This is a genomic window from Bradyrhizobium sp. NBAIM14 (assembly GCF_020193895.1).
Lineage (GTDB): Bacteria > Pseudomonadota > Alphaproteobacteria > Rhizobiales > Xanthobacteraceae > Bradyrhizobium > Bradyrhizobium yuanmingense.
The window spans coordinates 238,409-262,730 of sequence record NZ_JADYVQ010000001.1; the positions used below are offsets into that span (position 1 = coordinate 238,409).

18 protein-coding genes are annotated in these 24,322 nt (G+C 66.6%); 2 read left to right on the top strand and 16 right to left on the bottom strand.

Translation table 11 applies throughout. The features are described 5' to 3' along the window. Positions 1-4 precede the first annotated feature (4 nt). Together I6F28_RS01050 and nadC are read left to right on the top strand one after the other, a co-directional pair. On the top strand, positions 5-1,609 hold the full coding sequence (locus I6F28_RS01050; protein WP_225139079.1) for an L-aspartate oxidase: 1,605 nt from the start codon (positions 5-7) through the stop codon (positions 1,607-1,609). 10 nt (positions 1,610-1,619) lie between these two features. After that, complete coding sequence (gene nadC, locus I6F28_RS01055; protein WP_225139080.1) at positions 1,620-2,498, top strand: carboxylating nicotinate-nucleotide diphosphorylase; 879 nt, start codon at positions 1,620-1,622, stop codon at positions 2,496-2,498. A 108-nt stretch (positions 2,499-2,606) separates the two neighbouring features. Here nadC and I6F28_RS01060 read toward each other — a convergent pair whose 3' ends face one another. The 16 genes from I6F28_RS01060 to mraY all read right to left on the bottom strand — a co-directional run bounded on the left by I6F28_RS01060 (position 2,607) and on the right by mraY (position 24,319). After that, positions 2,607-4,055 carry a cell wall hydrolase gene (locus I6F28_RS01060; protein WP_225139081.1) on the bottom strand — a complete coding sequence of 483 codons (1,449 nt, stop codon included), beginning with the start codon at positions 4,053-4,055 and terminating at the stop codon, positions 2,607-2,609. Between the two features lie 310 nt (positions 4,056-4,365). Continuing rightward, positions 4,366-6,519, bottom strand: a complete 2,154-nt coding sequence (ligA, locus tag I6F28_RS01065) for an NAD-dependent DNA ligase LigA (protein WP_225139082.1) — start codon at positions 6,517-6,519, stop codon at positions 4,366-4,368. Between the two features lie 164 nt (positions 6,520-6,683). Then, positions 6,684-8,357, bottom strand: a complete 1,674-nt coding sequence (gene recN / locus I6F28_RS01070; protein WP_225139083.1) for a DNA repair protein RecN — start codon at positions 8,355-8,357, stop codon at positions 6,684-6,686. A 13-nt stretch (positions 8,358-8,370) separates the two neighbouring features. Continuing rightward, a complete protein-coding gene (gene bamD / locus I6F28_RS01075; RefSeq protein WP_036003576.1) occupies positions 8,371-9,261 on the bottom strand; it encodes an outer membrane protein assembly factor BamD in 891 nt (296 codons plus the stop codon). 241 nt (positions 9,262-9,502) lie between these two features. Further along, complete coding sequence (lpxC, locus tag I6F28_RS01080) at positions 9,503-10,465, bottom strand: UDP-3-O-acyl-N-acetylglucosamine deacetylase (protein ID WP_109144668.1); 963 nt, start codon at positions 10,463-10,465, stop codon at positions 9,503-9,505. A gap of 364 nt (positions 10,466-10,829) precedes the next feature. Continuing rightward, on the bottom strand, positions 10,830-12,617 hold the full coding sequence (ftsZ, locus tag I6F28_RS01085) for a cell division protein FtsZ (protein ID WP_225139084.1): 1,788 nt from the start codon (positions 12,615-12,617) through the stop codon (positions 10,830-10,832). A gap of 87 nt (positions 12,618-12,704) precedes the next feature. Beyond that, positions 12,705-14,027: a cell division protein FtsA gene (gene ftsA / locus I6F28_RS01090; RefSeq protein WP_036003557.1), complete on the bottom strand. Its 1,323-nt coding sequence runs from the start codon at positions 14,025-14,027 to the stop codon at positions 12,705-12,707. Then, the gene (locus I6F28_RS01095; RefSeq protein WP_036028353.1) at positions 14,024-15,052 is read right to left on the bottom strand and encodes a cell division protein FtsQ/DivIB; all 1,029 of its coding nucleotides are present in this window, start codon (positions 15,050-15,052) and stop codon (positions 14,024-14,026) included. Before I6F28_RS01095 ends, ftsA begins: the two co-directional genes overlap by 4 nt. A 350-nt stretch (positions 15,053-15,402) precedes the next feature. Continuing rightward, on the bottom strand, positions 15,403-16,389 hold the full coding sequence (locus I6F28_RS01100) for a D-alanine--D-alanine ligase family protein (protein ID WP_225139449.1): 987 nt from the start codon (positions 16,387-16,389) through the stop codon (positions 15,403-15,405). A gap of 150 nt (positions 16,390-16,539) precedes the next feature. Next, on the bottom strand, positions 16,540-17,457 hold the full coding sequence (gene murB / locus I6F28_RS01105) for a UDP-N-acetylmuramate dehydrogenase (RefSeq protein ID WP_225112586.1): 918 nt from the start codon (positions 17,455-17,457) through the stop codon (positions 16,540-16,542). A gap of 4 nt (positions 17,458-17,461) precedes the next feature. Then, positions 17,462-18,865: a UDP-N-acetylmuramate--L-alanine ligase gene (gene murC / locus I6F28_RS01110; RefSeq protein ID WP_036003548.1), complete on the bottom strand. Its 1,404-nt coding sequence runs from the start codon at positions 18,863-18,865 to the stop codon at positions 17,462-17,464. A 148-nt stretch (positions 18,866-19,013) separates the two neighbouring features. Further along, entirely contained in the window at positions 19,014-20,114 is a 1,101-nt protein-coding gene (gene murG / locus I6F28_RS01115) for an undecaprenyldiphospho-muramoylpentapeptide beta-N-acetylglucosaminyltransferase (RefSeq protein WP_074447533.1), read from the bottom strand. Positions 20,115-20,230: 116 nt separating this feature from the next. Then, complete coding sequence (gene ftsW, locus I6F28_RS01120) at positions 20,231-21,382, bottom strand: putative lipid II flippase FtsW (protein WP_036003534.1); 1,152 nt, start codon at positions 21,380-21,382, stop codon at positions 20,231-20,233. A gap of 101 nt (positions 21,383-21,483) precedes the next feature. Next, positions 21,484-21,777, bottom strand: a complete 294-nt coding sequence (locus I6F28_RS01125) for a hypothetical protein (protein ID WP_036003531.1) — start codon at positions 21,775-21,777, stop codon at positions 21,484-21,486. Between the two features lie 30 nt (positions 21,778-21,807). Beyond that, the gene (murD, locus tag I6F28_RS01130) at positions 21,808-23,208 is read right to left on the bottom strand and encodes a UDP-N-acetylmuramoyl-L-alanine--D-glutamate ligase (RefSeq protein ID WP_057026926.1); all 1,401 of its coding nucleotides are present in this window, start codon (positions 23,206-23,208) and stop codon (positions 21,808-21,810) included. Between the two features lie 7 nt (positions 23,209-23,215). Further along, complete coding sequence (gene mraY / locus I6F28_RS01135) at positions 23,216-24,319, bottom strand: phospho-N-acetylmuramoyl-pentapeptide-transferase (protein WP_036003524.1); 1,104 nt, start codon at positions 24,317-24,319, stop codon at positions 23,216-23,218. Positions 24,320-24,322: the final 3 nt, after the last annotated feature.

A 24,322-nucleotide genomic window follows, 5' to 3' on the forward strand; every position in this document is an offset into this window, starting at 1 on the left:
TAACATGCAACACGACATCCACGACCTCGCCAGCACCGACGACGTCGTCATCGTCGGCGGCGGCCTTGCCGGACTGTTCTGCGCGCTGAAGCTCGCGCCGCGGCCGGTGGCCTTGATCTCGGCGGCACCGCTCGGGCGCGGCGCGTCCTCGGCATGGGCGCAAGGCGGCATCGCGGCGGCCGTCGCCGAAGGCGATACGCCGGAGGCACACGCTGCCGACACCGTCGCGGTCGGCGGCGGCCTCGTCGACGAAGCCGTTGCGCTCGGCATTGCGCGGGAGGCTGCGCCGCGCATCCACGATCTTCTCGCCTATGGCGTGCCGTTCGACCGCGATCTCGACGGCAGGCTTGCGGTCGGACGCGAAGCTGCGCATTCCGCGAGTCGCATCGTGCATGTGCGCGGCGATGGCGCCGGCGCCGCGATCATCGCGGCCTTGAGCGAGGCCGTGCGCCGCACGCCCTCGATCCGCCTGATGGAAGGCTTCGTCGCCGAAGCACTGTTGACCGAGGACGGCGCGGTCACCGGGCTTCAATTGCGCGAGGCCGGCAATCCCGCGGCACGGCCGCTCGTGCTCACCTCGCGCGCGGTCGTGCTTGCGACCGGTGGGCTCGGCCATCTCTACGCCGTCACCACCAACCCGTCGGAAGCGAGCGGCTCGGGCCTTGCGATCGCCGCCCGCGCCGGCGCCGTGATTGCTGATCCTGAATTCGTTCAGTTCCACCCGACCGCCATCATGGTCGGCCGCGACCCGGCACCGCTCGCCACCGAAGCCCTGCGCGGCGAAGGTGCAACGCTGATCAATGGCAACGGCGAGCGCTTCATGAGCGCCCGCCACCCGCTCGCGGAGCTCGCGCCCCGCGATATCGTGGCCCGCGGCGTGTTCGCCGAGATCGCGGCCGGGCGCGGCGCCTTCCTCGATGCGCGACAGGCGCTGGGCGCGCGTTTCGCGACGAGTTTTCCGACCGTGCATGCGAGCTGCATCGCTGCCGGCATCGATCCCGCGACGCAACCGATTCCGATCGCGCCAGCCGCGCATTACCACATGGGCGGCATCGCGGTTGACGCACGCGGCCGCAGCTCGATCGACGGTCTCTGGGCCGCCGGAGAAGTCTCCTCCACGGGCGCGCATGGCGCCAACCGGCTTGCCTCGAATTCCCTGCTCGAAGCCGTCGTCTATGCCGCCCGCATTGCCGACGACATCGCCGGCCGCACTGTGCCCCCGCCGGCACGCCTTCCCGAGTCTTTGGTGACACCACGCGCCGGCACGCCGGATGCTGCGGAGGTGAAGCGGCTGCGCGCAATGATGAGCGCGCATGTCGGCGTGATCCGCGACGGTGATGGGCTTGCGCAAGCCGTGCGCCATTTCGTCAGGCTCGAGCGCGAGGCCGGACGCAGCGTCCTCGGCAACATGGCGATTTCGGCCCTGCTCGTCGCCGCTGCGGCCTGGACGCGGCGCGAAAGCCGCGGTGCGCATTACCGTTCCGATCACTCGGCCGAGAACCCAGCGCTGGCGCAGAGAACGATGACCACGCTCGCCGCGGCGCGCGAGGTCGCGGAGAGCCTCGACGAGCGCCCGCGGCCACGCCTTGTGCAATCCATGATCGCCTGAAGGAGGCCCCATGATCACCCCGACCTCACTGCTCTATCCCGATGCCTTCCTTTCGCCGCTGGCCATCGAGACCGCCGTTGAGCGCGCGCTCGACGAGGATCTCGGCCGCGCCGGCGACATCACCTCGCTGGCGACGATCCCGGAGGCGACGCGCGCGCAAGCCATCCTGGTCGCGCGCCAGTCCGGCGTGATCGCCGGATTGCCGCTGGCGCTCGCGACCTTGCAGAAGCTTTCGCCCGAGATCGAGGTGCGCGCACATGTCCGCGATGCCGCGTGGGTTGCGCGCGGCCAGCACGTGCTGACGATCTCGGGCCCGGCGCGCGCCATTCTCACGGCGGAGCGCACCGCGCTGAACTTCGTCGGCCGGCTGTCGGGCATCGCCACGCTCACCGCGGACTATGTCGCCCGCACCGAAGGCACCAGGATGCGCATCTGCTGCACGCGCAAGACCACGCCGGGATTGCGGGCGCTGGAGAAATACGCGGTGCGCTGCGGCGGCGGCTTCAACCACCGCTTCGGGCTCGACGATGCGATCCTGATCAAGGACAACCACATTGCGGTGGCCGGCGGCATCCGCCCGGTGCTGGAGCGCGCCCGCGCCCATGCCGGCCATCTCGTCAAGATCGAGATCGAGGTCGACACGCTGGCGCAGCTGCGCGAGGTGCTCGAGAGCGGGATGGCCGATGCGGTGCTGCTCGATAATATGGACCTTGCGGCGCTGCGCGAGGCGGTGAGGCTCAACGCGGGCCGCCTCGCGCTGGAGGCGTCCGGCGGCGTCACGCTGGACTCGATCGCCGCCATCGCGGCCACCGGCGTCGACTATGCGTCGGCCGGCGCCCTGACGCATTCTGCGCCGAATTTCGATTGTGCGCTGGACATCGAGGCGTGATGGCACCTCTCGCGTCATGGCCGGGCTTGTCCCGGCCATCAACGTCATGCGTTACGAAGAACGTGGATGCCCGGGACAAGCCCGGGCATGACGATCAACTTGTAGGCGCTACCGCCGCTCGCCCAACTCCGCGGAGCTCTTGGCTTCCTGCGCGAGCGCGGCGGAGAGCGCGGCGGTTTGCGCCGGCGTGCCCCAGCTCGGCAACTCGCTGCCGTCGCCCCAGTTGCGCGGCCGATAGAAGGTGTGCACGCCGGTCTTGTACAGCTTCTTCATCTCGGCGACCCAGGACGGGCGCACCCAGTAGGCGTGATAGTGCGTGGACTTGCCGACCTCGGGCAGCCAGATCTGTCCGTCGAGCATCGCCTTGGAGATCTTCTTGGCGCGCTCCCACATTTCGGGCTCGCGGATCACGTCGGCATTGTTGTCGCAGGCGAAGGTGAACTGGCAGGCCAGGTGACGGTGCTTGTTCTGGTAGACCGCGCCGCACACGGTGTCGGGATATTTGCCGGAGAAGACGCGGTTCATCACCACTTGCGCCACCGCAATCTGGCCGCGCACGGCTTCGCCGCGGGCCTCGAAATAGACGGCTTCGGCAAGACACTTCTCGGACTTGGCGCGCGACTTGTCGTCGAGCGCGAGTCGCTCCGCCGGCGACTTGCCGCGCTGGTTGTCGGCGTTGACCTCGCCCTTCGGCGCGACGCTCTCGCCGCTCTCGATGTCCTTGGCGATCTCCGCCGTCGGCGGGGTCAGCGAGGCCGTCACCTTCATGTCGGGGTCGGGCATCACGATCAGCGGCTCGGCGCCGGGCTGCCAGCTCTCGATGGTCTCGATCTGGCCGCCCAGCGAGGAGCTGCCGAAGAAAAGGCTCGATGTCTTGACGCTGAAAGGATCGCGCGCGGGAGCAGCCGGCGCCGTGGCGTGCTTCAGCGCTTCCAGCGGCTGCACCGCGAACGCGCGCGCAGCCTCGCTCGCCTGCGGCGGATTGGAATATTGCGGCAGCGGCGGCGCGCGCATCGCCTCCTGCAGCTCGGGATCGAGCGGGGCCGCGGATTCCGGCGACATCGCCGGCGGCAATGCGGCGGTCTTGGCGCCGAACACCGAGCTGTTCGAGGTAGCGGGATCTTCCTTGGCCGGTGCTGCAGCCGGCGCGGCCGTCTCAGGCGACTGCGTCGGCGCGACGATTGCGAGGCGATCGCCCTTCAGGGCGCGATCGACCTTGGGAAAGTCGGATGCGTGGTAGCGCGGCGGTGCCTGAAGCGCCGGATTGCGGCGGATCGCGCCGGTGACGTCGCCGCCGTCGAGGCTCGCGAGCCGAACCATCGCGCTCTGCGGAACCGAGGTGCCGATGGGGCGGGAAAAACTGTAGGTGGCAAGCTGGATCGAGGACGCAGCGGAGAACACCTGCTTCTGCCACCGCTCGGCGACGCCGGGTTGGCGCGCCAGCAACGAGGCAATGTCCTGATAGCCGGTCTCTCTCGGCATCAATGCGAAGATGCAGAGACCGATGCCGAAGGACGCGAACCGCGCGCCCTTCGGATGGTTACGCAACACAGACATCGATACGCTCACGCTACGCTTACGCTGGTTCGATCGAACTCAGTACATCCGTGCAATTCGATCTTTATTGTGAGTATCTAATTTAGGTTGCCGGGGCGTTAATCGGCGTTGCGCAGGCGGCACACTCAAGCGAATGCAGGTGTTTTCACGGGGCGACGTCGCGCATTGGTAAATGCGGCCTCACGTGAAGCGGTAAACATCGGGTCAACGCGAATGGTGAAGGAACTCTTGCGCCCCCGCGTACCATCACGGGAAGCTGTTGGGGGAGCGCCTGTGCGATGACGACGGTTGCGAGGGGCCAACGCGCCCCTCACTCGGCGATCAGCTTCAACCACTCGTCTTCGGTCAGCACCTTGACGCCGTGCTTGTTGGCGTCCGCGAGCTTCGAGCCGGCGCCGGGGCCCGCGACGACGAGATCGGTCTTTTTCGAAACCGAGCCCGACACCTTGGCCCCGAGCCGCTCGGCCGTCGCCTTGGCTTCATCCCGTGTCATCTTCTCCAGCGAGCCCGTGAACACCACGGTCTTGCCGGCGACGGCCGAATTGCTCTTCGGCTTCTCGGCGTCGACGATCTCGACCTCCTTGGTCAGGCGTTCGACAATGCCGCGATTGTGACTCTCGCCGAAATAATCGGCGATGCTCTTGATCACGGTGTCGCCGATCTGGTCGAGCGCGTCCATGTCCGCGATCGCCTCCTCGTCGCCCTTGGCAACCTTGAGGCAGGCATCATGGAAGGCGTCCCACGAGCCGTAGCCGCGCGCCAGCGCCAGCGCCGTGGTCTCGCCGACATGGCGCATGCCGAGCGCGAAGATGAAGCGCTCCAGCGCGATTCTGCGCCGGCTCTCGATGGCGCCGAACAGGTTGCGCACGGAGGTCGCGCCGTAGCCTTCGATCTCCTCGAGCTTGAGTTTTGCGTTGCGCTTCTCCAGCGTGAAGATGTCGGCGGGCTCCTTCACCCAGCCCTCGTCGAAGAAGTACTGGAGCTGCTTCTCGCCGAGGCCGTCGATGTCGAAGGCCCGCCGCGACACGAACAGCTTCAGATGCTCGATCTTCTGATAGGGACATGCGAACTCGCCAGTGCAGCGGGCGCGCGAGCCCTCCTCGCCCGTCGCCGTCTCCTCGCGCACGACGTCGGTGTGCAGCGGACACGGGCACTTCTTCGGGAAGTGGAATTCCCTGGCGGTCTTCGGCCGCTTGTCGAGGACGACGTCGACCACCTGCGGGATGACGTCGCCGGCGCGCTGAATCACCACGGTGTCACCGATCCTGATCTCGCGCCCCTCGCGCAGCACCTCGCCCTTGTTGCCGATGCCCTTGATGTAGTCCTCGTTGTGCAGCGTGACGTTCTGCACGATGACGCCTCCGACGCCCACCGGCTCGAGCTTGCCGACCGGCGTGAACGAGCCGGTGCGGCCGACCTGGATCTCGATGTCCCGCAGCACCGTCATGGCGCGCTCGGCCGGGAATTTGTGCGCGATGCCCCAGCGCGGCGTGCGCGAGACGAAGCCGAGCCGCTCCTGCCAGTCGATGCGATCGATCTTGTAGACGACGCCGTCGATGTCGTAGTCGAGCCGCGCGCGCTGCTCCTCGATCGCATGATGAAAGGCGAGCAGTTCCTCGACCGAGTGACAGAGCTTGGTGAGCGGATTGGTCTTGAAACCGCAGCGCTCGAACCAGCCGATCATGCCGCTCTGCGTGTCTTCCGGCATCGCGCTCATCTGCCCCCAGGCATAGGCGAAGAACCCGAGCGGACGGGAGGCGGTGATGGTCGGGTCCTTCTGGCGGAGCGAACCCGCGGCCGAATTGCGCGGATTGGCGAAGATGGTGTCGCCTGCCGCCTTCTGCCGTTCGTTGAGCGCCAGGAACGCCTTCTTGGTCATGTAGACTTCGCCGCGCACCTCGCAGATGTCGGGGATGTTGCGGCCCTTCAGCTTCTGCGGCACGTCTTCGAGCGTGCGGATGTTGGCGGTGACGTCCTCGCCAACCGCACCGTCGCCGCGCGTCGCGGCGGTGACGAGCTCGCCACCCTCGTAGCGCAGCGACATCGAGAGGCCGTCGATCTTCGGCTCGGCGGAGAAGCCGATCTTGTCGTCGTCGAGCTTCAGGAAGCGCACGATGCGGCCGACGAAGTCGCGCACGTCCTCCTCCGCAAAGGCGTTGTCGAGCGACAGCATGGGCACGGCATGCGGGACTTTCTTGAAGCGCCCTGACGGCGCGGCGCCGACCTTCTGCGAGGGCGAGTCCGCGGTGACGAACTCGGGAAAACGCGCCTCGATCGCGTTGAGGCGCTGGCGCAGCGCGTCGTATTCGGCGTCGGTGACGGTGGGCGCGTCCTCCTGATAGTAGCGATCGTTGTGCCCCTCGATCTCGAGGGCGAGCCGCTTATGCTCGACCTTGGCCTGCGCCTTGGTGAGCTCGGCGACGTCGCGTAGCGGTGTTGCTTTGGATTTTGCTGCTCTGGCCATGGCGCTTGGATACGACGGAGCGGGCGGGAGGGTAAAGCCTTGTGGAAATCTCGTGCCCCGGGCGCAGCGCAGCGCTCCTTCAGCGGTGCGCTGCAGAGCCGGGGCCCATGTCGCGGCAGGCATTCTGGGTCCCGGCTCGCGCTACGCGCGTCCGGGACACAAGCCTAAGCCGTCGCCGCCTTGAGCAGCCGTTCCGCCGCAGCCCTCGCCTCGGCCGTGATCTCGGCGCCGGCGAGCATGCGGGCGATCTCCTCGCGGCGGTGGTCGGCGGCGAGCGCATTGACGCGGGTGGCGACGCGCTTGCCCTTGTCGAGGGCGTCCTTGGAGATGAGCAGGTGCTGGTCGGCGCGGGCGGCGACCTGCGGGGCGTGGGTCACGGCCATGACCTGGACCTTGCCGGCAAGCCGCGCCAGGCGCCCGCCGATGGCGTCCGCGACCGCGCCGCCGACGCCGGTGTCGATCTCGTCGAAGACGAGCGTCGGCGCCGAGCCGCGGTCGGACAGCACGACCTTGAGCGCGAGCAGGAAGCGCGACAGCTCGCCGCCGGAAGCGACCTTCATCAAGGGCCCCGGTCTGGTGCCCGGATTGGTCTGCACCCAGAACTCGACGCGATCGAAACCTTGCGGCCCGGGCGCAGCCTCGTCGGTCTCGACCTGGGTCATGAACCTCGCGCGTTCGAGCTTGAGCGGGGCAAGCTCGGCATTGACCGCCTTGTTGAGCTTCTCGGCCGACTTCTGCCGCGCCAGCGACAGCTTCTTGGCGGCCGCCGCATAGCGGCTGTCCGCCTCGATCGCGGCCTGCTCCAGCTTCTTCAAGCGCGAGGCGCCGGCATCGATCAGGACGACGTCGGCGGCGTATTTGGCGGCCAGCGCGGCGAGGCCGTCAACCGGGGTCGAATATTTGCGAGACGCCGCACGCAAAGCAAAAAGCCGTTCCTCGATGCGCTCGAGCTCGGCCGGATCGAAATCAGTTGCGGCCAGCGCCGCCTGGAGATGCTGATCGGCCTCCTCCAGCGCGTTGATCGCCGCGTCGATTGCCTTTACCGCGGGCTCGACCAGCGCCGGCGAGTTGACGCCGCGGCGCTCCAGCCGGCGCACCGCCGCCGAGAGCGCGGCAACCGGCGAATGATTGCCGCCGACCGCCTCCTGCGCCTCGCGCAGGTCGGAGGCGATCTTCTCGCCCTGCATCATGGTGGTGCGGCGGGAAGCCAATGCGGTTTCCTCGCCGTCCTTGGGCGCGAGCTGCTTCAGCTCGTCGGAGGCGTGGCGCAGATAATCGGCCTCGCGCGCCGCGCGCTCCATGGCGGCGCGATGCTCCTCCAGCGCGGTGTTGGCGGTGCGGCGCGCATCCCAGAACGCTTCGACGGCCGCGACGTCCTTCTCGAGGCCGGCAAAAGCGTCGAGCAGGCGGCGGTGGGTGGCGGCATCGACCAGCGCGCGCTCGTCGTGCTGGCCGTGGATCTCGACCAGGGCGGTGCCGACCGCCTTCAGCGTCTGCACGCTGATCGATTGGTCGTTGATGAAGGCGCGGGTGCGGCCGTCGGCGAGCTGCACGCGCCGGAGAATCATCTCGCCGGTGTCGTCGAGGCCATTCTCGGCCAGTATCTTCGTCGCAGGGTGATTCTTCGGGACATCGAACACGGCCGTGACCTGCCCCTGCTCCGCGCCGTGACGCACGAGGCCGGCGTCGCCGCGGCCGCCGAGCGCCAGCGCAAAGGCATCGAGCAGGATGGATTTGCCCGCACCGGTCTCGCCGGTCAAAACCGCGAGGCCGGAGGCGAATTCGATATCGAGCCGTTCGATCAGGACGATGTCACGGATCGACAGACGCGCCAGCATGGAACCAAATTTCCTAGCCGAGACCCATCTTCTTGAAGGTCCGGCTGATCCAGGACCCCTGATTCTCGCTCGGCTCGAGACCGCCGGATTTTACAAGATTATAGGCGTCCTTGTACCAGCGGCTGTCAGGAAAATTGTGCCCAAGCACCGCCGCCGCGGTCTGCGCTTCGCCAACGATGCCGATCGCCATATAGGCCTCGGTGAGCCGGAACAGCGCCTCCTCGACATGGCGAGTGGTCTGGTACTGCGTCACGACGGTCTTGTAACGATTGATGGCGGCCGTGTAGTCGCGCTTCTGGGCGTAGTAGCGGCCGACATTCATTTCCTTGCCGGCGAGCTGGTCGCGCGCGCCCTCGATCTTGGCCTTGGCCGAGGTCGCATATTCCGAGTTCGGATATTTGCGCACCACCTCTTCCAGCGCAGCGATCGCCTTTTCGGTGCGGGTCTGGTCGCGGCTGATGTCCGGGATCTGGTCGTAATGGGAGGCGGCGATCAGGTATTGCGCATAGGCCGCATCCGGGCTGCCGGGATGCAGCGTGACGTAGCGGGTGGCGGCACCGATGCAACCGTCATAATCGCCGCCCTGATAGGACGCATAGGCCGACATCAGCAGCGACTTGCGGGCCCAGTCGGAATAAGGATGCTGGCGGTCGACCTCTTCGAACTTCTTGTTCGCCGCCTTCATGTCCTTCTTCTCGTTCATGAGGTACAGGCCCTCATTGTAGATCTTGTCGGCGGGCTCCTCGACGAAGGTGTCATCCTTGGCGGTGAACTTGTCCCAGAGCGCGCCCGTGCCGCATCCGGCGAGCGGCAGCGCAAGAACGATGAAGGTGACGGCCTGAATCAGCCCGCGGGCTCGCGACGAGACCGAAAAAAATCCGCGCGTCATACGCTGTGCCGACATGAGTTTAAGCCCTGACGCCCTATGATGCGGTGTCCGCCAGCCCACGAACCCCTCATGGGCGCGAAATGTAACCGTGGTGCCTGCCACGCGACCACGCCGATGTATCCGAAAACGATCGTTAACGAACCGGATAGGGAGGCATTTCGCCCGGATTAAGGCGAACCTGCCGCAATGCTAGCCGATCATGGTTACCAGGAGTTTCCCGGGGCCGCCAACCACGTTCCGAAGGCGACAGGCCGCGTCAGGACACATCCGGTCCGAAGGCCGCAGCGACCCGGCCGCCGACGATGCCACGACCGACCTCGCCCACGGCACGCGTGGTGCGGCGGGCAGCCTCGCCCTCGACCACCCGCCAGGCGGTCCGGTCGGCGAGCAGCGCCGTCAAGACGGCGTGGTTGAGCTTATGACCGCCACGCACCGAGCGGTAGGCGCCAAGCAGCGGCAGGCCGGCCAGCGAGAGGTCGCCGATCACGTCCAGCACCTTGTGACGGGCGCATTCATCGGCGTAGCGCAGGCCCTCGGTGTTGAGCAGCCGCTCGTCGTCGAACACGACGGTGTTGTCGAAGGAGGCGCCGAGGGCATAGCCGGCGCTCCAGAGCCGCGCGACGTCGCACATCAGGCCGAAGGTCCGGGCCCGGCCGACTTCACGGCGGAAACCTTCCGGATTGAGGTCGAAGGCGTAAGCCTGCTGGCCGATGACGGGATTGGTGAAATCGATCTCGACCTCGACGCGGAACCCGTTGGTGTGGGGCCTGACCTCGCCGAAGGAGTCGCCGATCTTGACCGAGATCGGCTTCAGAACCTGGATGAAACGGCGCTGCGCCGGCTGGGTGACGATGCCGGCCTGGTCGATTGCCGCGATGAAGGCGGCGGCGCTGCCGTCCATGATCGGGACTTCGGGACCGTCGATCTCGATGGTGGCGTTGTCGACACCCATTCCCCGCAGTGCAGCAAGCACATGCTCGGCAGTGGACACCAGCGGACCGTTGCGGTCGCCGAGGACCGTGGCAAAGTCAGTCGCAATCACTTGCTCGGCGGTGGCCTGAACTTCGCGGTCACTTCCCTCAAGTCCGGTCCGGACAAAAATAAAACCCGCGTCGACAGGCGCAGGCCCAAGCGTGAGAGTGACGGGAAGACCGGAATGAACGCCCACGCCTGCCACAGAGGCTTGCGCACGAAGCGTTGTTTGCCGGCTAAATTTCATCAGGAACCCGCCCCACTAAGACCCACTGCGACTTATACGAGACCTGCTTGGCCGGCCAGAGCCGACGCTTCCGAATCTCCGTATCCCCAAGTCACGGCAAACCATAGTTGCAGCCTCAAACAGCGCCAACTCACGCTTTTTTACCGATTGTTACCCCAAACCTGCCGTATTCGCGCCAAGGCTTAACCAAATTGCGCCGGGTTTCGGGACCGCTATCGGCAGTTCTACTGAACCACCGAAGCCGTAATTAATCATTTAAAATCAGTTGTTTGGCTGCTCAATCCGGACATGCCCGGGACAAAAGGAAAGGTCCCGGCGAGCTCCTCGCCGGGACCTTTTTTCGTCTGCCTTATTGTAACAATCCTCAGGTCGCCTGCCGCCGCAGGAAGGCCGGGATATCAAGATGGTCGTCACCCTGTGGCGCCGGCGCAACAGCCGCGGGGCGGCCATGGACGTCCAGGCCCTGCGGCGCGGGACGGCGGGCATACTCCGATACCGGCTCGTTGGACGCGATCTGCTGCGCCACGGTCTTCTGCGGCCGGCGTTCGGGCAGCGGCGGCATGGCGGGACCGGCGGTGCGGGCCGCGACCGGTGGCTCGCTTTCCTCGTCGCGACGGCCGAGGCCGACATTGGCGAGGCGCTGCAGCAGCGACAGGCGGGTCTTCTGCGGGGTCTCCTCCTCAGCCTCGCCGCGGGCCTGCCGAATCTCGGCTTGCGCCGGCATCGGCAGCTCCTCGATTCGCGGCATGCGCGGCGCGCGGGCCGGACGCTCGGCCTGCGGCGGGATGAAGGTATCAGGCGTCATCGGCTCCTGCACCGCGACCGGGGCCATGTCGGCCTCCGGGAACAGGGTCGGCTTCTGCGCGATCGGGCGCACGGTGACGTCGCCATAGGTCTGCGGCGCGGGCGGCTGCGGCACCTCGGAAACGGCAGCGGCGATCGCGGCGAGCGCAGCACGCTCGACGTTCGGACGGGGCGCGGCGGCAATCGGAGCCGGCGCGGCGGCCGGGGTTTGAGCTTCCAGCTTCTGGGCACGCTCGGCCAGACGCTGATTGTCGGCACGCAGCCGGGCGGTCAGGTCGGCGAGACGGCTCTCGGCGGCGGCGGCCGGGGCGGCAGCCTGCTGCATCTGCGGTGCGGGGTTGGCGACGGGCGCAGAGGTGGCCTGGCTGTTGCGGGCGATCGCGGCCTGCTCGATGCCGGTGGCGACCACCGAGACGCGGATCAGACCGTCGAGCGCTTCGTCGAAGGTGGCGCCGACGATGATGTTGGCGTCCTGGTCGACTTCCTCGCGGATGCGGGTCGCGGCCTCATCGACCTCGAACAAAGTGAGGTCCTTGCCGCCGGTGATGGAGATGAGGAGGCCCTTGGCGCCCTTCATCGACGAGTCGTCGATCAGCGGGTTGGCGATCGCGGCTTCCGCGGCGGTCAGCGCCCGCTTGTCGCCGGAGGCTTCGCCGGTGCCCATCATCGCCTTGCCCATCTCGCGCATGACGGCGCGGACGTCGGCGAAGTCGAGGTTGATCAGGCCTTCCTTGACCATCAAATCGGTGATGCAGGCGACGCCCGAATAGAGCACCTGGTCGGCCATCGCGAAGGCATCGGCGAAGGTGGTCTTCTCGTTGGCGACCCGGAACAGGTTCTGGTTCGGGATGATCAGGAGCGTATCCACGACCTTGTGCAGCTCGGCGATGCCGGCTTCGGCCGTGCGCATGCGGCGCTGGCCCTCGAAGTGGAACGGCTTGGTCACCACGCCGACGGTGAGGATGCCCATGTCGCGCGCGGTCTTGGCGATGACGGGAGCTGCACCCGTGCCGGTGCCGCCGCCCATGCCGGCGGTGACGAACACCATGTTGGCGCCCGAGAGATGGTCGCGCAACTCGTCGATCACCTCTTCCGCGGCCGCGGCGCCGACGTTCGGCTGCGAGCCGGCGCCGAGGCCTTGCGTGACGGCCGTGCCCATCTGCACGATGCGCTGCGCTTTCGACATCGTCAGCGCCTGCGCGTCGGTGTTGGCGACCACGAAGTCGACGCCCTGCAGGCCCGCCGTGATCATGTTGTTGACGGCGTTGCCGCCGGCGCCACCGACGCCGAACACGGTGATCCGGGGCTTCAGTTCGTGAATATCAGGAACATTGATGCTGATGGTCATGGTTGCCTCTCGATCACGCGCGCGTGGGTTCGCCCCGGCCGGTGGCCGCGGGAGTTGGTGAAAATCGAAGATTGCGGAAAGCGGTCATCAGAAGCCCTCGCGTAGCCATCGTCCGACCTTTCCGAAATATCCGCCGGTCCCTGTCTTGATCTGCTGCCGCGTATGCCGCGGTTCGACATGTTCGAGGTGAACATATTGCGGGTAGACCAGAAGTCCGGCCGGCACCGCGAACGCGGCGTTCTTCGCCTCGTTGGGAAGCCGGCCGAAACCGAGCGGACGACCGACCCGCACGGGCCGGCCGAGAATCCGGGTGCCGAGATCGACGAGGCCGGTCAGCTGCGAGGCCCCGCCCGAGAGCACGACGCGGCCGTTCGGCTCTGCGGCGAAGGGCGAATCCTTCAGCTTGTCCCGAACCATTTCGAAGACTTCCTCGGCACGGTGCTTGACGATGTTCGCGATGGTGGCGCGGGAGACGATCTGCGGCAGATCCTGCTCGTCACCGGCTGTCGGCACAGACATCAGCTCACGCGAGTCCGATCCGCCGGTGATGACGGTGCCGTATAAGGTCTTGATTCGCTCGGCATCGGCAATGGTCGCCGAGAGTCCGCGCGCAAGATCCATCGTGATGTGTTGCCCGCCGACCGCAAAACCCGCCGCATGCACGAAGCGGCCGCCCGAATAAACGGCAATCGTGGTGGTGCCGGCGCCCATCTCGACGACAGCGGCGCCGAGATCGGCCTCGTCGTCGGTCAGCACCGAGAGTCCGGCCACATAGGGGCTCGCTGCCATGGCTTCGACATTGATGTGGCAGCGCTCCACCGCCAGCATCAGGTTCCGCGCCACGGTGGCGTCGCAGGTGACGACGTTCATGTCGACGCCGAATTGGTGCGCGACCATGCCGCGGGGATCGCGGATGCCTTTGACACCGTCGAGCGTGTAGCCGACCGGCAGGGCGTGCAGCACGGTGCGGCCTTCGCCGGTGGCGTGGCGCATGCCGGTGGAGGTGACGCGGCTGACATCGGCCGGCGTCACGGCGCCGCCACGAATGTCGGCGGCAGCCTCGACCAGCTGGCCGGCGAGCCGGCCGCCGGAGACCGACAACAGCACGGACTCGACCCGCACCTTGGCCATCTTCTCCGCAAGCCCGACGGCCTGGCGCACCGCCTGCTCGCATTCGCCGAGATCGATCACCGCGCCGGCCTTCATGCCGCGCGCCTGGATCTGGCTGTAGCCGATCAATTCCACCGCATGGGTGCGGCCGCGCAGCGCATCGCTCGGCGGCGACGGCTTCAGCCGCGCGATCATGCAGGCGATCTTGCTGGTGCCGATGTCGAGGCAGGCGACGATGCCGCCGCGCTTGTGCGGCATCGGGCGCGTCTTCGGCGTCTGGGTGCGATCGAGACCGGTCATGCGGAATCCCCGGCCTTCTTTTTCTTCTTGTCCTTGAACAGCTCCTCGCGCGCCTTGGCGGCGTCCTCGGAGAGCTGCACCACCAGCCGGTCCGGCAGGCGCATGTCGACGGCGACGATATCGCGCGAGAACAGCCTGTCCTCCTTGTCGAGCTTCGACAGCATCGCAAGCGCGTTGCCGACGTCCTGCTCGGGCAGGCGAATGTCGAGACCGTCCTTGAGCCGCAGGTTCCAGCGCCGCTCGCCGACGTAGATCGCGGCCTTGGTCACCGAATGGACCTGCGGGTAGCGCGCCAGCAGCGCCAGGAAATCGCGGGCCTGGGTCTCGGCGCCCTTGCCGACCACGAGCGGCAGCGACAGGAAGCGGCGCGAGACATAGGGCTCGAGCACGGCGCCGTCGTCGGCGATGACGGAGAGCCGGCCGGCCTCCTGCCACAGCGCGAACGCCTTGCGCTCGGTGAGCTCGATCATGAGCTGGCCCGGATAGAGCTTCAGCACGGTCGCATCCGCGATCCAGGGATTGGCCTTGAGCTTGTCGCGCACCGCCTCGGCATCGAGGAACAGCAGCGAGGAGCGGCCGCTGACGCCGCCGATCGCGAGGATCTCGTCCTGGGTCAGCTGCTTGCGGCCGTTGATGACGACGGAGGTGATGCGGAAGCCGGCGGAATTGGCCAGCGCATTGCGGGCATCGCTGACCGCGGTGACGAAATCCTGGAGGTGGCCGCCCTTGACAATGCCGAAGCCGCAGCTGCCGATCAACAGCAGCACGGTCATGCTGAGGCCGACCCGGCGCGGCAGATAGCGCTCGACCAGCGCGACCAGGCGCGGCGGCGGCTCGCGCTCGACGGCGGCCTTGGCCTGGGCTTTGGCTTTGGCCTTGTCCCTGGCGGCAGCGCGCGCCTCTTCGCGCTTGACCTGCGCCCACTCGCGCAGAAGCACGACCGCTCCGATAGCGGCCGCCTTCAGGTCAGCTTGGGGCCTCAGCGATCCGAAAAGCGATCGGGTGAGGCGTCCTGCACCATCCATTGCACGAGCTCGTCAACAGTTTGCCCGCGACATCGCGCGGATCCTGGCGAACATGACGTCTCGGACTTGCCGGGCCGGGTGCTGGTCTTCAGCAGAAGAAAACCTCTCCCCTTCAAAGCGTTCGCTGGAGGTGACATCACCCGCGACAGCTCACGCGCCGGCAGCCAAAGCGCCATATGCGCCGCCAGCGTTAACCTTCGGACGTCCTGGTAAACAAAAGGTAAAATTCGTTAACGACCTGCGCATTTTGCCTCGCGATATCTGGCATTTGCGCCGCCATGTCCGGCATTTTACCGGTTTTGGCTACCAAACCGGCCCGTTTCGCCGGTCCGGCCGTTAACCAGTCCTGACTATTTCCGCACGCGCTGGCAGGCGAGCTCGACCAGGCCGCGCAGGAAGTCGACGAACTCGATGCCTTCGGCTTTCAGCGCCTTGGGGTAGAGCGAGGACTTGGTCAGCCCGGGCAGCGTGTTGGTTTCGAGATAGACGAGGCCCTTGTCCGAGACGATGAAGTCAGAGCGGGAGTAGCCGGTGCAGGACATTGCGCAATGGGCCAGCATCGCCTGCTCCTTAAGCGCGGCGGTGATCTCGGGTGCGAAGCGGCCGGGGCAGATCTCCTGGGTCGATTTCAGAAGATATTTCGCCGCGTAGTCGAAATTGCCCTCGCCCGGAATGATCTCGATCGGCGGCAGCGAGATGATCGAGCCGTCGGTGCGCTCCAGCACACCGCAGGTCGCCTCCACGCCGACGATGTAGGGTTCGATGACGTACTCTTCATGCTTCGCTGCGTTGCGGACAGCGACGAGGTCCTGCTTGGCATTGACGAAGATCAGGCCGTAGCTCGACCCGTCGCGCGCGGGCTTTGCGATCAGCCTTTCATACTCGGCGAAAGCCTCGTCGATATCATCGAGCGCAAGATTTTCCGGCGGCGTCACGCCGCCGAGCGCGGCGAAGCGCTTGGCTGCGATCTTGTCGAAGGCCAGATGCGACGACGCCGAGCCCGAGCCGGTGAAGGGCACGCCGCGCGCCTCGCACATCACCTGCAATTCGCCGTTCTCGGCCCGCCCGCCGTGCAGGCCGAGCACCAGCACGCGATCCTCAGCCTTGGCCCGGTCGAGCGCCTGCGCGAGCGGGACGCCGCGCGTGCCCGGCTTGAATTCGTCCTCGAACGGGCGGGCATGCTCGAGCAGCTGCTTCGACTGCACGACGTGCACCTTGTCCTCGACGTCCCACCACCAGAGGTCAGCCTCGGGCAGCGCCTGATGCAGCGCCTGGGCTGTGGCAACCGAGACGAGACGCTCGCGGTTGGAGCCGCCGAAGAGGATGGTGATGCGCATGTTCATAGTCTCTCTCGTTCCGTCATTCCGGGGCGCGACGTAGTCGCGAACTACGGTGCGCAATTGCGCACCTGAGAATCCATTCATCCACGAACTCCGCCGCCCTATGGATTCCGGGCTCTCGCTTCGCGAGCCCCGGAATGACGGTGATCATGAAACCCCGATCCGCTTGATTTCCCAGTGTAGCTCGATTCCGGAATTCGCCTTCACGCGTGCACGTACCGTCTCGCCCAGCGTCTCGATGTCGTGCGCGGTGGCCTCGCCCGTGTTGATCAGGAAGTTGCAATGCATCTCCGAGACCTGCGCGCCGCCGACGCGCAGGCCGCGGCAGCCGGCGGCGTCGATCAGCTTCCAGGCGGAATGGCCGGGCGGATTCTTGAAGGTCGAGCCGCCGGTTTTCTCGCGGATCGGCTGCGCGGTCTCGCGATGGCTCTGCACCTCCGCCATGCGCGCGCGGATCGCCTCCGCGTCCCTGATCTCGCCGCGAAAGCGCGCGGAGGTGAAGATGATGGAGGGATCGACGCCGCTGGAGCGGTAGACGAACTTCATCTCGGCGTTGGAGAAGACGTGCTTGGTGCCGTCGCGCCCGATGCCCCTCGCCTCGATCAGCACGTCCTTGGTCTCGTCGCCATTGGCGCCGGCATTCATGCGCAACGCACCACCGATCGTGCCGGGAATGCCGAAATAGAATTCGAGCCCACTGATATTGGCGGAGGCCGCAACTTCGGCCACGCGCTTGTCGAGCGCAGCCGTGCCGGCCGTGACGATGTCGCCGCTCGCAGTCGCCTCGCCGAAGGCGCGCGGCGCGAGACGAATGACGACGCCGGCAATGCCGCCGTCGCGCACGATCAGATTGGAGCCGACCCCGATGACGTAGACGGGAATGGCGGAGGCGAGATGCGCCAGGAAGTAAGCGAGATCGTCCTCGTCCGCCGGCGTGAACAGCACCTGCGCGGGACCGCCGACGCGAAACCAGGTGAGCTCGGCCAGCGACTGGTTCGCCAACAGCCGCCCGCGAAGCTCGGGCATCGCGGCTTTGAGTGAAGGGGTGATGTCGGGAAATCCCACCGCGCTACCCCAGCGCCTTCAACTGGTCCGGCAGCGCATACGCCCATTGCGTGATGTTGCCGGCGCCGAGACACACAACGAGATCGCCGCTCTTGGCGATGCCATGAACGATTTTGGCTAGTTCGCCGGCATTGGGCAGCGGGATCACCTCGCGATGGCCGTGGGCGCGCAGGCCGGCGACGAAATGATCGCGGTCGATGCCTTCGATCGGCGCCTCGCCGGCAGCATAGACGTCGGCGACGACGACCGCATCGGCATCGTTGAAGCAGGTGCAGAACTCCTCGAACAGCGATTGCAGGCGGGTGTAGCGATGCGGCTGCACCACCGCGATCACCTTGCCGGTGTAAGAATCGCGCGCGGCCTTCAGCACGGCTGCGATCTCCACGGGGTGATGGCCGTAATCATCGATCACGGTGACGCCGTTCCACTCCCCGGTCTTGGTGAAGCGGCGCTTGACGCCGCCGAAGCCGGCCAGCGCCTTGCGGATCGCCTCGTCCGACACGCCGAACTCGTGCGCGACCGCGATCGCCGCCGTCGCATTCGAGGCATTGTGCCGGCCCGGCATCGGCAGCGCGAGATCGGCGATCTCGTGCGTGGTGCCGTTCTTGCGGTCGCGGATCACGACCTTGAACTTCGAGCCGCCGCCGCCGGCGGTGAGATCGACCAGCCGCGCATCGGCCTGCGGATTCTCGCCATAAGTGATGATGCGGCGGTCCTCGATCTTGCCGACGAGGCTCTGCACGACGGGATGATCGATGCACATCACGGCAAAGCCGTAGAACGGCAGGTTCTCGACGAAGTGACGAAACGCGTCCTGCACCGCCTCGAAGGTCTTGAAGTGATCGAGATGCTCGGGGTCGACATTGGTGACGATCGCGACATCGGTCGGCAGCTTCAGGAACGTGCCGTCGCTCTCGTCGGCCTCGACCACCATCCAGTCGCCTGCGCCAAGCCGCGCGTTGGAGCCGTAGGCGTTGATGATGCCGCCGTTGATCACGGTCGGATCGAGCCCGCCGGCGTCGAGCAGCGTGGCGACCATCGTCGTCGTGGTGGTCTTGCCGTGGGTGCCGGCGATGGCGACGCAGCTCTTCAACCGCATCAGCTCGGCCAGCATCTCGGCGCGGCGCACCACGGGAATGCGCCTCTCGCGCGCCGCCATCAGTTCCGGATTGTCGCGCTTGATCGCGGAAGACACGACCACGACCTCGGCGCCGTCGATATTCTCGGCCTTGTGGCCGACCGAGACTTTCGCGCCCTTCTTGCGCAGACGGTCGAGATTGTAATTGTCGGCGGCGTCCGAGCCCTGCACGGCATAGCCGAGATTGGCCAGCACCTCGGCGATGCCACTCATGCCGATCCCGCCGATCCCGACGAAGTGGATGGGTCCGATCTCGCGCGGCAGTCTCATATGGTTTCCTTGGGGTCATCGTCCGCGAAGGCGGATGATCCAGTACTCCGCGACGCCAGAGATTCAAATCAACTGCGTCGGATACTGGATGCCCCGCTTTCGCGGGGCATGACAAGTGGCTTTTTGGCCATTCGGGCCGGAACAGGCGTCAGATTCCCGCGGTCTTCACCACGAGATCCGCCAGCCGCTCGGCCGCATCGAGCCGCCCCGCCCCCTTCGCCGCCGCCGCCATGGCGGCAAGCCGTGCCGGCTCGGCGGCGAAGCCGGAAATTTCGGATGCCAGCCGGTCGGAGCTGAACTCGGTCTGCGGGATGCGGATCGCGCCGTCGACCTTGGCCAGCACGCCGGCATTGGCGAACTGGTCCTGGTCGATCGAGCCCGGCAACGGCACCAGGATGGAGGGGCGACCGATCGCGGCGAGCTCGGCCACGGTCCCCGCACCGGAGCGCGATACCACGAGATGATTGGAGGCAAGCCGCGCCGGCAGATCCGTGAAGAACGGCGCGAGCTCGGCCTTGATCTTGAGCTTGTCGTAGACGGCGCGCACGCGGCTCATGTCCTCTTCGCGCACCTGCTGGGTGAGGACGAGACGGCTCCACAGCGCAGGCTCGAGCCGCTCGATCGCGCTAGGCACGATGTCGGCCATGATGCGCGCGCCCTGGCTGCCGCCGACGACGAGCAGACGCAGCGGACCGTTCGGCTCGGGCGCGGCATACTTCACCGCGGCGGCCGCGAGGATCGCCGGACGCATCGGCGTGCCGACGGTCGTCGTCTTGCCTGCCAGCGCAGGATCGCGATCGAGCACACCGGGCAAGGACGTCGCGATGGCGCGCACGCGGCTCGACAGGAACCGGTTGGCGCGGCCGAGCACGGCGTTGGCGTCGTGGATGATGCCGGGCACGCCGGCGAATTTCGCCGCGACCAGCGGCGGCAGCGTCGGATAGCCCCCGAAGCCGACGACGGCGACGGGCTTCAGCCGCTTGATCAGCGCGTAGGCGGACAGCGTGCCGGCGGCAAGCGTGAGGCCGGCATAGGCCAGCTGAAGCGGATTGCGGCCGCGCGCGGTCTCGCTTCTGACGACGTCGATCATGTCCTTGCTGAATAGCCCGCTATAGCGCAGCGCGCGCTCGTCGGTGACGAGGCGGACGCGATAGCCGCGCCGGATCAATTCGACGCCGAGCGCCTCGGCCGGGAACAGATGGCCGCCGGTGCCGCCCGCGGCGAGAAGAATCAGGGGGGACGTGTCCATAATGAGGGAGTTTTACAGGGTCTTTCTCGTCATTGCGAGCGAAGCGAAGTAATCCAGACCACCTCCGCGGAGACAGCCTGGATTGCTTCGTCGCTTCGCTCCTCGCAAATGACGGCTCACGCGTAACTGCGCATCGCCTCGGCGTGGCCGCTCGCCTCGACCTCGGTGCGCGGGCGCAGCCGCGTCAGCGCCAGCATCATGCCTATGCCATAGGCGAGCGAGACCATCGAGGAGCCGCCATAGGAGATGAAGGGCAGCGTCATGCCCTTGGCGGGGATGAGCTGCAGGTTCACCGACATGTTGATCGCCGCCTGCACGCCGAACAGGATCGCGAGCCCGGAGGCCGCAAAGCGCGAGAACATGTCCTCGTTGGCATAGGCGCGCGACAGCGTGCGCATGACGACGAAGGCGAACAGCGCCAGCATCGCAAGGCACAGGATGATGCCGAACTCTTCGCCCGCGACCGCGAAGACGAAGTCGGTGTGGCTGTCCGGCAGGCTGCGCTTGGCGATGCCCTCGCCCGGTCCGAGCCCGAACCAGCCGCCGTTGTAGAAAGCCTCCATGGCGGTATCGACCTGGAAGGTGTCGCCGGAGGCCGGGTTCATGAAGCGCTTGATGCGCCCCGCGACGTGCGGAACGAACAGATAGGCGCTGAACAGGCCGGCCGCGCCGAGACCTGCGAGGCCGAACACCCAGATCATCCGCATGCCCGCGATGAAGAACAGCGAGCCCCACACCATCAGGACCAGCATGGTCTGGCCGAAATCCGGCTCCATCACCAATAGCGCGACCAGCATCAGCAGCAGCACCACCGCCATCGAGGTCGCCGGCATCTCCGGGCGCCTCGTCGATTCCGCGAACAGCCAGGCCGCGATCACGACGAAGGACGGCTTTGCGATCTCGGAGGCCTGGATGTTGACGCCGAGCAGCGTGATCCAGCGGCGCGAGCCCTTCACCTCCGGGCCGAAGGCGAGCGTGAGCACGATCAGGACGATGCTCGCGGCGAAGATGATCAGCGCCGAGCGGCGGATCGCGCGCGGCGACAGGAAGGACACCCCGAGCAGCACGATGCAGGACGGCACCAGGAACAGCACGTGGCGGCTGAAGAAATGGAAGGCATCGAGCCCGATGCGGGTCGCAACCGGCGGGCTCGCCGCCAGCGACAGGATCACCCCGGTCAGCATCAGCCCCAGGATGGCGCCCATCAGCGGCTTGTCGACGGTCCACCACCACTCGGAAAAGGGGGTGCGTTCTTCACGGGAGAGCATGGGCGGCCGCTTTCGGACAGAGGTCCGTTCATTGGTCGCCGAGGTTGGTTACCGGGAGGTTAAAGGGACGGGTAACTTTTGAGCGAAGCGTTGGTGCCGGGCTACGAACCGGGAGCCCTGACGAATCGATAGGGTATGCCGCCAAACGCCAGAGTGAGAACGCCATCCTCGGCGAATGAGAACTGGGTTCGTTCAACTTGTGGAGCTGAGGGCTGGTCGGTGACAATCGTCGAGCCCTCCACCCGATATCGAAGATTGATGATTTGTCGCTTGTCGTGCTCACGAATTGTGTAGCGCAGCCCACCGCTCTCATCGAACTCGAGCAGGACATTTCCCAGGCGGGCTAGCGCCAGTTCATCGGTCTCGTCTACAAGCCAGGCGCCTACCAGAGTCATTATGTCATTCAATCGTTGGTGTCGGTGTCCTCACACCACCGGCTCCACACCCGGCAGCGCTTGCACCAGCTCGCGGAACTTGGTGCCGCGGATCTCGAAGTTGCGGTACTGGTCGAAGGAGGCGCAGGCGGGCGACAGCAGCACGACGGCATCGGTGAGGCCAGAGGCTTCCGCATCGCGGGCCGCGTGTTCGACCGCAACGTCCAGGGTCTGGCTGATCTCGTGCCCGACCTGTGTGCCCAGCGTGCCCGAAAACTCCTGCGCGGCTTCGCCGATCAGATAGGCTTTGCGGATGCGCGGGAAGAACCCGGTCAGGCTCGTAATGCCGCCGGCCTTCGGCTTGCCGCCGGCAATCCAGAAGATGTCGGCGAAGGACGACAGCGCATGGGCGGTGGCGTCCGCGTTGGTGCCCTTGGAATCGTTGACGAACAACACGTTGCCGCGGCGCCCGACCTGCTCCATGCGATGCGCCAGCCCCGGAAAGCTGCGCAGGCCGTTCTGCAGCACGTCCTGGCTGATGCCCATCGCGAGCGCGGCAGCAGCCGCGCAGGCCGCGTTTTGCGCGTTGTGCTGGCCGCGCAGCGAGCCGATGCCACCGAGCGCGGCGACCTCGCTGCGGGCGCCGCCCGCGGCGCGCACGATGGTGCCGTGCTCGACGTAAATGCCCGACGCGAGCGGATTCTTGACCGAGATGCGCACGACGTTCTTGCCGGCGCGGTCGAGCCGGTCGGCAATATCGCGGCAATAGCCGTCATCGACGCCGACGATCGAGGTGCCGCCGCCTTGCACGCCGGCCACGAGGCGCTCCTTCACCGCGGCGTAATGCTCGATCGTGCCGTGGCGATCGATATGGTCCTCACTGACGTTGAGCAGGATGCCGACGGAGGGATCGAGCGAGGGCGTAAGGTCGATCTGGTAGGACGACATCTCGATGACGTGGACGCGGCCCATGCGCGGCGGCTCCAGCGACAGGATCGCGGTGCCGATATTGCCGCCCATCTGGGTGTCGTAGCCGGCGACCTTGGTCAGATGCGCAATCAGCGCCGTCGTGGTCGACTTGCCGTTGGTGCCGGTGATGGCGACGAACGGCGCGTCCGGCGCATGGCGGCGCCGCTCACGGCAGAACAGCTCGATGTCGCCGATCACCTCCACCCCTGCCTCGCGCGCCTTCAAGACGCTCCAGTGCGGCACCGGATGGGTGAGCGGCACGCCGGGCGCGAGCACCAACGCGGCGAACTTCGCCCAGGAGACGTTGCGCAAGTCCGCGGTGATGAAGCCGGCCTGCGCGGCCTTGGCGACGTTCTCGGCATTGTCGTCGGCGGCTATCACGTCGGCGCCGCCGGCCTTCAACGCATGGCAGGAGGTGAGCCCCGAGCCGCCGAGGCCGAACACCGCGACCGTCTTGCCGGCGAAGGACGTGACGGGGATCATCGATCGGTCACCGCAGCTTCAGCGTCGAGAGGCCGGCGAGCGCCAGCATCACCGAGATGATCCAGAATCGGATCACGATCTGCGGCTCGGTCCAGCCCTTCTGCTCGAAGTGATGGTGGATCGGCGCCATCGCGAACACGCGCTTGCCCGTGAGCTTGAAGGACACGACCTGCACGATGACCGAAACCGCCTCGAGCACGAACAATCCGCCGATCACCGCGAGCACGATCTCGTGCTTCACCGCGACCGCGATCGCGCCGAGCATGCCGCCGAGCGCGAGCGAGCCGGTGTCGCCCATGAAGATCGAGGCCGGCGGCGCGTTGAACCAGAGGAAGCCGAGGCCGGCGCCGAGCAACGCGCCGCAGAGCACCGCGAGCTCGCCGGTGCCTGCGACATATTTGATCTGGAGGTAGTCGGCGAACACCAAGTTGCCGGTGAGATAGGCGATCATCGCGAAGCTCGCGGTGGCGATCATCACCGGCACGATGGCGAGGCCGTCGAGGCCGTCGGTGAGGTTCACCGCATTGCCGGCGCCGACGATGACGAAGGCGCCGAAGACGACGAAGAACCAGCCAAAATGCAGCACGGTATCCTTCAGGAAGGGAATCGTCAGCGCGGTGGAGGCGGGATCGCGGTTGAGCCGCACCAGCGCATAGCAGGCGACCAGCGCAATCACGGCTTCGATCAGGAGGCGCAGCTTGCCGCCGAACCCGGTCGTGGTCTGCTTGGTCACCTTGAGGTAATCGTCATAGAAGCCGACGAAGCCGAAGCCGAGCGTCACCGCCAGCACGATCCAGACATAGGGGTTGAGCGGATTGGCCCACAGCACGGTGCCGACCGTGAGCCCGGACAGGATCATCAGCCCGCCCATGGTGGGCGTGCCCTTCTTGGAAAGATGCGATTGCGGACCGTCGGTGCGGATCGGCTGGCCCTTGCCCTGACGGATGCGCAAATGATCGATGATCCAGGGGCCGAACAGGAACACGAACAGCGCGCCGGTCACGATGGCGCCACCGGTGCGGAAGGTGATGTAGCGGAAGACGTTCAGGAAGGTGCGAAAGGCACCGAAGCCCGGAAATGTGTTGGAAAGCTCGATCAGCCAGTAAAACATTCA